Origin of the sequence: Trujillonella humicola (assembly GCF_046233715.1) — a bacterium.
Lineage (GTDB): Bacteria > Actinomycetota > Actinomycetes > Mycobacteriales > Geodermatophilaceae > Trujillonella > Trujillonella humicola.
The window spans coordinates 107,417-119,802 of the sequence record NZ_JBJNRJ010000009.1; the positions used below are offsets into that span (position 1 = coordinate 107,417).

Consider the following 12,386-nt stretch of genomic DNA (forward strand, 5'->3'; position numbering starts at 1 on the left):
GAGGGGCCGGGACGGCATGACACAGACTCCGATGAAGAGGACCCCCAGATGAGCTCCGAGACCCCGGACAGCCCGGCCACCCGCGAGCAGCTGCAGCAGGCGGTCGACCAGATGGCCGAGCAGGCGCGGTCCGCCGAGAACGAGCCCGTCGTCAACGCCACGGTGCCCGGCCCGGGCACCGCCGCGGGCGAGGCTCCCGCCGAGAGGGCACCCGCCGCCAAGAAGGCACCCGCCGCCAAGAAGGCACCCGCCGCGAAGAAAGCGCCCGCGCGGACGGCGACCGCCGCGGAGGGCGCCGCGCCGGCGAAGAAGGCGACCCGCAAGGCGGCGGCGAAGAAGACCGTCGCGGCGCAGGGGATCGTCGCCGAGGTCGAGCCCCCGGCCGACGCCGGGACCGTGGGCGCGCAGAACGCCCCCACCGGGGACGCCGCAGCGGGTCCGGCGGAGCGGTCGCCCAGGAAGGCGCCGGCCGGTCGCGCCCCGGCGAAGCGGGCGCCGCGGAAGAAGGCCACCGCGAGCTCCCCCGCGGACATCCACGAGCCGCAGGCCGAGGTGGTCGCCGAGCAGGGCGGCACCGCGGCACCCGTCGTCGCGCCCGCGCCGATCGCCGAGCCGGGCTCGCCCACCGGGGCCCCGGCCGGTCAGCCGGAGGCGCCGGACCCCGACCCGGCGACGCCGAGCACGCCGCAGGCACCGGAGGAGAGCCCCGCCGCCGCGCCGGCGCCGGACACCGACGGCGTCCCCCCGGGCACCGACGGCGTCCCGCCGGCCTCCGACGGCCCCCGCGCGGTCTCCGGGGACGACCTGCGCGCCGTCGTGGAGGGCTGGTCGCACGACCCGCACGCCGTCCTGGGCGCGCACCCGACCGCGGACGGCTGGGCGGTGCGCACCCTGCGACCCGAGGCGGTGTCGGTCGCCGTCCTCGACGAGGACGGTTCCCGCCACGAGGCGCGCCAGCTGCACGGCGGCGGCATCTACGAGGCACTGCTGCCCTCCCAGCCGGGCGACTACCGCCTGGAGGTGGTCTACGGCGACGGCTCCGGGAGCACCTCCGCGTTCACCGTCGACGACCCCTACCGCTGGCTGCCCACGATCGGCGAGCTGGACCAGCACCTCATCGGCGAGGGCCGGCACGAGCGGCTGTGGGAGGTGCTGGGCGCGCACGTCCGCCGCTACGAGACCCCGCGCGGCACCGTGGAGGGCGTCTCGTTCGCGGTGTGGGCGCCCAACGCCCGCGGGGTCAAGGTGACCGGTGACTTCGACTACTGGGAGGCCCGCTCCTACCCGATGCGGTCGCTGGGCTCGTCGGGGGTGTGGGAGATCTTCGTGCCCGGCATCCAGGTCGGCAGCCGGTACCGGTACCACGTGCTAGGCGCCGACGGGACGTGGCGGGAGAAGTCCGACCCGCTGGCCTTCGCCACCGAGGTGCCGCCGCTCAACGCCTCGGTCGTCACCGAGTCCACGCACGAGTGGGGCGACCAGGAGTGGCTGGCCGCGCGCGCGGCCGGCAACTGGCACGAGCGGCCGATGAGCGTCTACGAGGTCCACCTGGGCTCGTGGCGGCAGGGCCTGTCCTACCGGCAGCTGGCCGACGAGCTGGTCGACTACGTGTCCGCCGCCGGCTTCACCCACATCGAGTGCATGCCCGTCGCCGAGCACCCCTTCGGCGGCTCCTGGGGCTACCAGGTGACCAGCTACTACGCGCCCACCGCGCGATTCGGCAGCCCCGACGACTTCCGCTACCTGGTCGACCGGGCGCACCGGGCCGGCATCGGCGTCATCGTCGACTGGGTCCCGGCGCACTTCCCCAAGGACGCGTGGGCGCTGGCCCGCTTCGACGGCACCCCGCTGTACGAGCACCCCGACCCCCGCCGCGGCGAGCAGCCGGACTGGGGCACCTACGTGTTCGACTTCGGCCGCGTCGAGGTCCGCAACTTCCTGGTCGCGAACGCGCTCTTCTGGTGCCAGGAGTTCCACGTCGACGGCATCCGCGTCGACGCGGTGGCCTCGATGCTCTACCTGGACTACTCCCGTGAGGAGGGCCAGTGGACGCCGAACGTCCACGGCGGGCGGGAGAACCTGGAGGCGGTGGCGTTCCTGCAGGAGATGAACGCGACCGTCTACCGCGAGGTGCCCGGCGTGGTCACCATCGCCGAGGAGTCCACCGCCTGGCCCGGCGTCACGCGGCCCACCTACCTCGGCGGCCTGGGCTTCGGCTTCAAGTGGAACATGGGTTGGATGCACGACTCGCTCGAGTACGTGAGCAAGCAGCCGGTGCACCGCAGCTACCACCACGGCCAGATGACCTTCTCGATGATCTACGCCTACTCCGAGAACTACGTGCTGCCGATCAGCCACGACGAGGTCGTGTACGGCAAGGGCTCGCTGCTGCGGAAGATGCCCGGCGACCGGTGGCAGCAACTGGCCAACCTGCGCGCCTACCTGGCCTTCATGTGGTCGCACCCGGGCAAGCAGCTGCTGTTCATGGGCTCGGAGTTCGGCCAGGACGCCGAGTGGGCCGAGAGCCGGTCGCTGGACTGGTGGCACCTCGACGACCCGGCGCACCGCGGCGTCCTGCAGCTGGTGACCGACCTCAACGCCCGGTATCGCGAACTCGACGCGCTGTGGTCCCTCGACGTCGACCCGGCGGGCTTCCAGTGGATCGACGCCAACGACGCCTCCGGCAACGTGCTGAGCTTCCTGCGCTACGGCAGGCCGCGATCCGAGCAGCTGCCGGAGGGCGCGGAGCCCGGCGAGGACGCCGGCCCGGTCGCCGGCGAGGCGCCGGGGCAGGCACTGGCCGTCGTCGCCAACTTCGCCGGCCACCCGCACCACGGGTACCGCATCGGCCTGCCCCGCGGCGGTGCCTGGCGGGAGGTCCTCAACACCGACGCCGAGGGCTACGGCGGGTCGGGCGTGGGCAACTCCGGGCTCGTCGTCGCCGAGGCGCAGCCCTGGCACGGGCAGCCGTTCTCGGTGACCCTCTCGGCTCCCCCGCTGGGCACCGTCTGGCTGCTGCACGAGGGCTGACCCGCAGGACCCGGCGGCCGGATCCCCGCAGGACCCGGCGGCCGGGTGGCACGCAGGACCCTGGCGGCCGGGTCGCACGCCGATCCGGTCACCGCCTGCGTGGCGCCCGCCACCGGCGGTCGCCGGCGGGCATCATGTGCCCGCTCACGGACGCCCCGCCGGGGCGGCGGCGCCGGCAGACGAGGAACGACGCTCCATGAGGCAGGTCTCGCGCCGCGCGCTGGTCGCGGCCGCGGTGGGCAGCGCGCTGGTCACCGGTTGCACGAGCACCGTCGAGGGCGCGGCGGCGTTCGCCGACCCGGTCACCGACGTCCCCGCGGAGGACTTCCCGATCACCGGGGCCACCGACAGCGACGTCGACCGGTACGCCCGCAACGCGCTCGACGACCTGGTCACCTTCTGGGAGCAGGCCTACCCGGAGGCCTACGGGGAGCCCTTCACGCCGCTGGAGGGCGGGTTCTTCTCGGTCGACTCCGAGGACCTCGACGAGAGCCGCTACCCCGACCACGGCATCGGCTGCCCCGGGTCGCCGACCGATCCGGAGGAGGTGGCCGGCAACGCCTTCTACGACCCGAACTGCGACGTGATCGCCTTCGACACCGCGCTGCTCGCCGAGCTCGGCGAGGAGTACGGCCCGTTCATCGGACCCGCCGTCATGGCCCACGAGATGGGCCATGCCATGCAGTTCCGCTTCGGCTACAACGACTCGTCGATCCAGGACGAGACGCAGGCGGACTGCTTCGCCGGCGCGTTCACCCGCTGGGTGGCCGACGGCAACGGGGCGCACGTGGCCGTGCGCCGGGCGGAGATCGACCCGGTCGTCCTCGGCTTCCTCGGGCTGCGCGACGACGTCGGGTCCGATCCCGAGGACGAGCTCGCCCACGGATCCGGCTTCGACCGGGTGTCGGGCTTCCTGAGCGGCTACGAGGACGGCGTCACCTCCTGCCGCGACGACTTCGGGACCGACCGCGTGTTCACCCAGGTCCCCTTCACCGAGCAGGAGGACTACGCCAACGACGGCAACGCCCCGTACGGGGACGTCCCCGCGCTCGTCGAGGCCACGCTGCCGGTCTTCTACGAGTCGTTCGTCGACGGCTTCGAGCCGCCTGCGGTCGAGACCTTCGACGGCACGGCGCCGGACTGCGGGGACATGGGCGCCGAGGACCGGGACGTGGGGTTCTGCCCGGCCGACGGGACGGTCTACGCCGACGGGACCGACCTGCTGGAGCCCGCCTACGACGACATCGGCGACTTCGCCGTCGTCACGGCGATCGCGCTGCCCTACGCCGAGGCCGCCCGTGCCGCGCTCGGCCTGCCGACCGGCACCCCCGAGGCCACGGTCTCGGCCGTCTGCCTCACCGGCACCTACACGGCGCGGGTCTTCTCCGGCGACTTCTACGACCCCGGGGAGCAGGCGGGGGTCCTGCTCAGCCCGGGCGACGTGGACGAGGCGGTCCTGTTCCTGCTCGCCTACGGGCAGACCGCAGCCGTCCTGCCCCACACCGACGCGACCGGGTTCGAGCTGGTCGGCGCCTTCCGCGCCGGCTTCCTCCAGGGCGCCGGGTCCTGCGGGCTCTGAGCCGGCGGCACCCGGCCCCCCACCAGGAGGACTCGGCGCGAGATTCGGCACCACGGCGGACCGCGCTCGTGCATCATGTGCCGGCTCGCGAACGGACCGCCCGCGGGGCGGCGAACCCCAGTAGACGAGGACGACGCTCCATGAGGCAGGTCTCGCGCCGCGCGATGGTCGCGGCAGCGGTGGGCAGCGCGCTGCTCGCCGGTTGCACCAGCAGCATCGACGGCACCGCGAACCCGCCGGTGACCGACGCGACGGCCGACGAGTTCCCGATCGTGGGAGCGACCGACAACGAGGTCGACCGGATCGCGCGCAACGCCTTCCTCGACCTCAACACCTTCTGGACCCAGGCGTTCCCGGAGTACTTCGGCGAGGACTTCCTGCCGCTGCAGGGCCCCTACTCCTCGGTCGACACCGACGACATCGACTACGGCCAGTACCCGGAGGACACGGGCATCGGCTGCGAGCGATACCCGGTCGACCCGGCCGAGGTGGAGATGAACGCGTTCTACCACTACGGCTGCGACGTCGTCGCCTACGACCGGCCGTTCATCGCCAGCCAGATGGAGCAGTTCGGCCCGTACATCAACTCCGCGATCATGGCGCACGAGTTCGGGCACCTGCTGCAGGGCCCGCTGGACGAACCCGCGGGCCGCATCGGCCGCTTCACCGACATCACGATCTACCTCGAGACCCAGGCCGACTGCCTCGCCGGCGCATTCACCGCGTGGGTCGTGGCCGGCAACGCCGAGCACACGACCGTGCGGGTCGAGGACCTCGACCGGGTCATCACCGGCTTCGTGGAGCTGCGCGACCCGGTCGGCCTGACCGACGTGGACGTCCAGGGCGCCCACGGGTCCGGCTTCGACCGCGCCTCGGCCTTCTACGAGGGCTACACCGACGGCGTGGCCGCCTGCCGGGACAACTACGAGGTGGGCGCGCGCGTCTTCACCGTCGCGGACTTCGCGTCGCAGGAGGACTACGACAACGAGGGCAACGCGCCCTACGCCGACCTGCCCGGCATCATCAACGGCTCCCTGCCGGTGTACTTCGACACCTGGGTGGACGGCTTCTCGGCCCCCTCCCTGGCCACCTTCGACGGCACGGCCCCCGACTGCGGGGACCTGGGCGCCCAGGACCTCGACCTGGGCTGGTGCGAGGCGGACAACACCGTCTACGTCGACGAGACCGACCTGCTGCAGCCGGCATACGAGGAGATCGGCGACTTCGCCGTGGCGACGGCGTTCGCCCTGCCCTACGCGCAGGCCGTCCGGGCGCACCTGGGCCTGGCTCCCGACGACACCACGGCGACGGTCTGCCTCACCGGCGCCTACACCGCGGCCTTCTTCAACGGGGACTTCCAGGAGAACACCACGCTCAGCCCGGGCGACGTCGACGAGGCGATCCAGTTCCTCCTCACCTACGGCCAGACCGAGAGCGTGCTGCCCGACGTCGACGCCACCGGTTTCGAGCTGGTCGGGGCCTTCCGCGCCGGCTTCCTCGGGGGGCCGGGCGCCGCTCCCTGCGGCATCCAGTAGCCGCAGGACCGCGCAGCGCGGTTGCCGTCCCACCGTCGCGGGCACCCCGCGACGGTGGGACGTCCTGGTTCCGGGGTCCGGCGCCGGGGCGGCGCCGGTCCCGCCGCCGTTCTCGCTGCCGTGGCCGCCGGCCTGCTGCTGTCGGGGTGCGTGGTGACGCTCGGCGGCGCGCCGCGGGCCGCCGAGCCGCGGCCACCGGACGTGCCCGACGGCGCGATCACCGTGGTCGGCACCGACGGCGGTCCGGTGGACCAGCTGGCCACCAACGCGCTCGCCGACCTGGAGACCTACTGGGCCCGGACCCTGCCCGACGTCTTCGGCGTCGACCTCGAGCCCCTGCGGGGCGGCTTCTTCAGCGTGGACCCCGACGACGCCGACCCCGCCGACTACCCCGACGGCGTCGGGTGCGGCGCCGAGCCGGCCGCGCTGGCGGACAACGCCTTCTACTGCCAGGCCGGGCGCGTCGCGAACTCCGACTCGATCAGCTGGGACCGCGCCTTCCTCGGCGCGCTCGCCGAGGACTCCGGGCGCTTCCTGCCGGCGCTGGTGATGGCGCACGAGTACGGCCACGCGATCCAGGCGCGGGTCGGCCACCCCCGGACGTCGATCCTCACCGAGACGCAGGCCGACTGCTTCGCCGGCGCCTGGACCGCCTGGGTGGCCGCCGGCGAGGCCGGGCACACCCGGATCCGCGAGGTGGAGCTGGACCAGGTGCTCGGCGGTTACCTCCAGCTGCGCGACCCGGTCGGCACCGGGCAGTTCGAGGAGCAGGCGCACGGCTCCTTCTTCGACCGGGTCTCCGCGTTCCAGGAGGGCTTCGACGCCGGCGCCGAGGCGTGCCGCGACGAGTTCGGTCCCGGCCGGCCGTTCACCCAGCGGGAGTTCAGCGACGCCGACCTGGCGACCGGCGGCGACGGCTTCGAACTGGTCGACCTCTTCCGCAACGGCTTCCTGCAGGGCGCCTCCGCCTGCAACGTCTCCTGAGAGGTGTGCGTGTCGCGACCAGCGGCCGGCCCCCTCGCAGGGCTCCGCCGCGAGCGTGCGAGCGGTGGGGGGCGAGGGGGTCCTTCGTCAGTAGAGGGCGAGCATCAGCTGGCGGCGCGCGGCGGCCACCCGCGGGTCGTCGTCGCCGACGACCGCGAACAGCTCGACCAGGTGCTGGCGGGCGGCGTCGCGGTCGTCGCCGGCGGTGCGCCGCACCGTGTCGACCAGCCGGGCGAACGCGCCCTCGACGTCGCCGGTGCCCAGCAGGAAGTCGGCGGCGCGGGTCTGCGCGGCGACGTCGTCCGGGGCGGCGTCGGCCAGCGCCAGCGCGTCGGGGCCGGCGGCGTCGGCGCGCTGGAACAGCTGCACCTGGCGCAGGGCGAGGCCGGCCACCGGGTGGTCGGGCTCCTCGGCCAGGATCGCCTGGTAGGCCGTCTCGGCGGCGGCCAGGTCGCCGCGCTCGAGGGCGGCCTCGGCGGCGTCCAGCCGCGGGTCCTCGGGCTCCTGCGGCTCGCCCTCGCCGCCGGGGACCGCGCCGCCGGTGGTGGCACGGACCAGCTCGGTGACGAACTGGCGGGCCTGCTCCTCGGGGATCGCACCGGTGAACTCGGCCACCAGCTGCCCCTGCCACACGGCCTTCACCGCCGGGATCCCCTGCACCCGCAGGCCCTGGGCCAGCGCCGGGTTGGCGTCGACGTCGACCTTCGCGAGCACCCAGGAGCCACCGCCCTCGGCGGCCAGTCGCTCGAGAACCGGCGACAGCTGCTTGCACGGCCCGCACCACTCGGCCCACAGGTCCAGCACGACCGGCACCTGGAAGGAGCGGTCGAGGACCTCGCTCTGGAACGTCGCCTCCGTGACGTCCACGACGGCCGCGCCCGGGGCCCCCGCCGGGGCGGCGGCGCTGGGTGGCGGGGCGGCCTGGGCGCGGGCGGCGGCCTCGGACCGGGCCTTGACGGCGGCCAGGTCGACGGCGCCGGACATCGCGGCGGCCAGCTGTGCCTGCTGGGCCTGCGCGCGGGGGTCGGGACGTCCGGGGCGGGAGGGCTGCATGCCCCGATGATCCCACCCCGCACCCGGTCGCGGCGCCCGTGCCCTGCTCAGGCCACGGGGGCCGGGCGCAGCGCCGGCACGGTCCGCAGGCCGAACACCTCGCGCAGCGCGACCCTGGCCGCGTTGTCGCCGCACATGCCGTGCACCGCCGGCCCGGGCGGCGTGGCGGCCGAGGCGAGGTAGATGCCCTCGAGCGGGGTCCGGTAGGTGTTCCAGCGCGGCACCGGGCGGGCCAGCATCTGGCGCAGCGACGCCTCGCCGTTGGAGATGTCGCCGCCCACGTGGTTGGGGTTCCAGGCCTCCATCTGCCGCGCGTCCTTGGTCGCGCGCGCCACGATCGTGTCGCGGAAACCGGGAGCGAAGCGCTCGATCTGCGCCTCGATGGCCTCGGTCATGTCGACGTCGGAGGCGTGCGGCACGTGCACGTAGGCCCAGAAGACGTGCTCGCCGCCGGGCGCACGCGTCGGGTCGACCACGGTCGGCTGCACCGCCAGCACGTACGGCTTCTCCGCCGGCCGGCCGTGCGCCGGGCCCTCCTCGCCCGCCATCGTCTCGGCGAGGGTGCCGGCCACGTGGATGGTCCCGGCCCGCCGGACGTCGGGGTTCGCCCACGGCACCGGCTCGGACAGCACCCAGTCGATCTTGAAGACGCCGGGGCCGTGCTTGTACCGGGACACCCAGCGGCGGTAGCCGTCGTGCACCCGGTCGCCGGCCATCCGCACGAACGCCCGGGGGCTCGTGTCCAGCAGGACCGCCGGCACGCCCTCGAACTCGCGCAGGTCGGTCACCTCGTGGCCGGTGACCAGCTCCCCGCCCTGCTGCTCGAACGCCGTGACCATCGCGTCGGCGAGCTCCTGGGACCCGCCCTCGACCAGCGGCCAGCCGCCGTGGTGGGCCAGCATCCCGAGCAGCATGCCCAGCGCGGAGGTCAGCGGTCGGGCCAGGTCGAGCATCCCGTGCGCGGCAGCGCCGGCGAGCAGCGCCTGCCCCTCGTCCGTGTCGAAGTTGCGCCGGGCCAGCCACCGCACGTTCGGCAGGCCGGTCAGCCCGAACCGCGCGACCTGCAGCGGGCTGCGGGTGGGCAGCCGGCGCAGCATGCTGGTGAGGAAGAAGTCGACGACGTCCTCCCGGTGCTCGACCAGCGGCTCGAAGAGCCGGCGGTAGGCCGCCGCGTCCTCACCCAGGCCATCGGCGGTCTCCTCCAGCGACCGCCGGGCGACCGCGGCGCGGCCGCCGTCGAGCGGGTGGGCGTAGCAGACCTCGGGGTGCACCAGCCGCACGCCCCGGCTCGCCAGGTCGAACTCGCGGAAGAACGGCGAGACCGCGGCCATCGGGTGCACGGTCGAGCAGACGTCGTGGCGGACGCCGGAGCTGATCAGCTCCTCGGTGCGCATGCCGCCCCCGGGGCGGTCCGCCTGCTCGACGAGCTGGACGCGCAGGCCCGCGGCCGACAACCGCAGCGCCGCGGCCAGCCCGTTGGGTCCTGCTCCGACGACGACGGCGTCCGGCTCGGTGCTCACCGTGCCATCCTCGCCGAGCGGTTCCCGGGCTGCGCCCCGGAGCAGCCCAAGAGCAGCCCCGGAGCTGGTTCAGAGCTGGTTCAGAGCTGCGCGAGCAGCTCGTCGGCAGCCCTGAACGGGTCGCTCCGCCCGGCCACGACCTGCGCGGCGAGCGAGTCCAGGGCCGCGGAGCCGCGGACGTCACCCATCCGCTCCCGCAGCCCGGCGAGCGCGATCGCCTCGATCTCGCGGGCGGCCCGCTCGGTGCGCCGTCGCCGGCCCTCCCCCGAGGCCTCGAGCCACGCGGCGTGGGCGTCGAGCTGCTCGAGGACGCCGTCGATGCCGTTGTCGGTGTCGCGGCTGGCCACCGTCCGGCAGATCGGCGGCCGCCACCGGCCCGGCCCGTCGTGCCGGCCGCCGAGGGACTGCATCGACCGCAGGTCCCGCACGGTCTGCGCGGCGCCGTCCCGGTCGGCCTTGTTGACCACGAAGACGTCGGCGATCTCCAGGATCCCGGCCTTGGCCGCCTGGATGCCGTCGCCCATCCCGGGCGCGACCAGCACCAGCGTCGTGTCGGCCAGCGAGGCGATCTCCAGCTCGGACTGCCCGACGCCGACGGTCTCGACGAGGACGACGTCGCAGCCGGCCGCGTCGAGCACCCGCAGCGCCTGGGGCGTCGCCCACGAGAGACCGCCCAGGTGCCCGCGGGAGGCCATCGAGCGGATGTAGACGCCGCGGTCACCCGCGTGGTCCTGCATCCGCACGCGGTCGCCGAGCAGCGCGCCGCCGGAGAACGGCGACGACGGGTCGACCGCGAGGACCCCCATGCGCAGGCCCCGCGCGCGCAGCGCCCGCACCAGGGCCGTGGTCGTCGTCGACTTGCCGACACCGGGCGAGCCGGTCAGCCCGATGACCCGCGCGGAGCCGGTGTGCGGGGCCAGCGCCGCGGCGACCTCGCGCAGCGCGGGGCTCGCGTCCTCGACCAGCGAGATCAGCCGGGCGACCGACCGGGGGTCACCGGCGCGGGCGCCCTCGACGAGCGCGGGGACGTCGACCGCGCGCCGGCCCCGCCTCCCCGGGGGGACGGCGGGACCGGGCGTCTGTACCGCGGTGCCCTCGACGGCCCCGCTCACGCCCCGGCGGGTGCGGGGACGTGCAGGACCAGCGCGTCGCCCTGGCCGCCGCCGCCGCACAGGGCGGCGGCGCCGACACCGCCGCCGCGGCGGCGCAGCTCCAGGGCGAGGTCGAGCACGATGCGGGCGCCGCTCATGCCGACCGGGTGGCCCAGCGCGATGGCGCCGCCGTTGGGGTTGACCCTCTCCGGGTCGATGCCGAGCTCACGGGTGGAGACGATGCCGACCGCGGCGAAGGCCTCGTTGAGCTCGACCAGGTCCAGGTCGGTGGGGTCGATGCCCTCGCGCTCGCAGGCCTTCTTGATGGCCCGCGAGGGCTGGGACTGCAGCGTGGCGTCCGGCCCGGCGACCACGCCGTGCGCACCGATCTCGGCGAGCACGGTGCAGCCCAGCTCGGCGGCCTTGGCCGCGCTCATCACGACCACCGCGCAGGCGCCGTCGGAGATCTGCGACGCCGTCCCGGCGGTGATGGTGCCGTCCTTCGCGAACGCCGGCCGGAGCTTGGCCAGGCTCTCCACGGTGGTGTCGGCGCGGATGCCCTCGTCCTCGCGGAACTCGATCGGGTCGCCCTTGCGCTGCGGGATCAGCACGGGGGTGATCTCCTCGTCGAAGACGCCGTTCTTGGCCGCGCGCGCGGCCTTCTGGTGGCTCTCGGCGGCGAAGGCGTCCTGCTCCTCGCGGGTCAGCTGGTAGCGGCTGTTGGCCTGCTCGGTGAGCACGCCCATCGCGACCTGGTCGAAGGTGTCCGACAGCCCGTCGTGGGCCATCGAGTCCACCAGCGTGGAGTCGCCGTACTTCGTGCCCGTCCGGCCGCTCATCAGCAGGTGCGGCGCCTGCGTCATCGACTCCATGCCGCCGGCGACCACGACGTCGAACTCACCGGCGCGGATGAGCTGGTCGGCCAGGGCGATCGCGTCGATGCCGGACAGGCACACCTTGTTGAGCGTGAACGAGGGCACCGACATCGGGATGCCACCGGCCACCGCGGCCGGGCGGGCGGGGTTCTGCCCGGCACCGGCCTGGATGACCTGGCCCATGATCACGTAGTCGACCTGGTCGCCGGAGATGCCGGCCCGCTCGAGCGCCGCCTTGATGGCGATCCCGCCGAGGTCGGCGGCCGAGAAGTCCTTGAGCGAGCCGAGCAGCCGGCCCATCGGCGTGCGCGCGCCGCTGACGATGACCGAACGGGACATGGGTGCCTCCAGATACGCCGGGCGCCCACGCTGGCGACCGGGCCGGTGGGGCCGGCCGGGGTGGGCTCGCCGCTCCGGCCGGGTGGGCTGATCCAGAGCTTAGGACGCCTCGTGCGGCGAGCGGACCGGTCCGGCGGCGACTGTGCCCCGCGACACACCGCCCGCCCGCCCGGGCCCACCGCCCCGGTGGCGAGCGACGGGAGGCGGGCCGGGCGGCATCGGCGCCCCGCGGGCCGGGCGGCATCGGCGCCCCGCACGCCGGGCCGGTCGACACCGCGCTGCCGGGGCCTCCCGCCCGGTGACGCCCGGCCGGGGCGGGGGGGCGGGGGCCCGCGGGGGGGGCCACCCGCACTCAGGGGGCTGTAGGAGAGGTGGAGGTT

At 74.7% G+C, this 12,386-nt stretch carries 8 protein-coding genes; 4 read left to right on the top strand and 4 right to left on the bottom strand.

Annotated features, from left to right (window positions below):
* Positions 1 to 48 precede the first annotated feature (48 nt).
* From glgB to ACK586_RS07455, 4 genes are all read left to right on the top strand, one after another.
* Positions 49 to 3,030, top strand: coding sequence for a 1,4-alpha-glucan branching protein GlgB (gene glgB / locus ACK586_RS07440; protein ID WP_409329823.1), 2,982 nt, complete (start codon positions 49 to 51; stop codon positions 3,028 to 3,030).
* A 196-nt stretch (positions 3,031 to 3,226) separates the two neighbouring features.
* Positions 3,227 to 4,609: a neutral zinc metallopeptidase gene (locus ACK586_RS07445; RefSeq protein WP_409329824.1), complete on the top strand. Its 1,383-nt coding sequence runs from the start codon at positions 3,227 to 3,229 to the stop codon at positions 4,607 to 4,609.
* 140 nt (positions 4,610 to 4,749) lie between these two features.
* Entirely contained in the window at positions 4,750 to 6,144 is a 1,395-nt protein-coding gene (locus tag ACK586_RS07450; RefSeq protein ID WP_409329825.1) for a neutral zinc metallopeptidase, read from the top strand.
* Positions 6,145 to 6,264: 120 nt separating this feature from the next.
* Positions 6,265 to 7,128 (top strand): neutral zinc metallopeptidase, encoded by an 864-nt coding sequence (locus ACK586_RS07455; protein ID WP_409329826.1) that lies wholly within the window; start codon positions 6,265 to 6,267, stop codon positions 7,126 to 7,128.
* An 87-nt stretch (positions 7,129 to 7,215) separates the two neighbouring features.
* Here ACK586_RS07455 and ACK586_RS07460 read toward each other — a convergent pair whose 3' ends face one another.
* From ACK586_RS07460 to ACK586_RS07475, 4 genes are all read right to left on the bottom strand, one after another.
* Positions 7,216 to 8,181, bottom strand: coding sequence for a tetratricopeptide repeat protein (locus tag ACK586_RS07460; RefSeq protein WP_409329827.1), 966 nt, complete (start codon positions 8,179 to 8,181; stop codon positions 7,216 to 7,218).
* 47 nt (positions 8,182 to 8,228) lie between these two features.
* On the bottom strand, positions 8,229 to 9,701 hold the full coding sequence (locus tag ACK586_RS07465) for a phytoene desaturase family protein (RefSeq protein WP_409329828.1): 1,473 nt from the start codon (positions 9,699 to 9,701) through the stop codon (positions 8,229 to 8,231).
* 80 nt (positions 9,702 to 9,781) lie between these two features.
* Positions 9,782 to 10,813: a methylmalonyl Co-A mutase-associated GTPase MeaB gene (gene meaB, locus ACK586_RS07470; RefSeq protein ID WP_409329829.1), complete on the bottom strand. Its 1,032-nt coding sequence runs from the start codon at positions 10,811 to 10,813 to the stop codon at positions 9,782 to 9,784.
* The gene (locus ACK586_RS07475; protein ID WP_409329830.1) at positions 10,810 to 12,006 is read right to left on the bottom strand and encodes an acetyl-CoA C-acetyltransferase; all 1,197 of its coding nucleotides are present in this window, start codon (positions 12,004 to 12,006) and stop codon (positions 10,810 to 10,812) included. Before ACK586_RS07475 ends, meaB begins: the two co-directional genes overlap by 4 nt.
* Between the last annotated feature and the right edge of the window lie 380 nt (positions 12,007 to 12,386).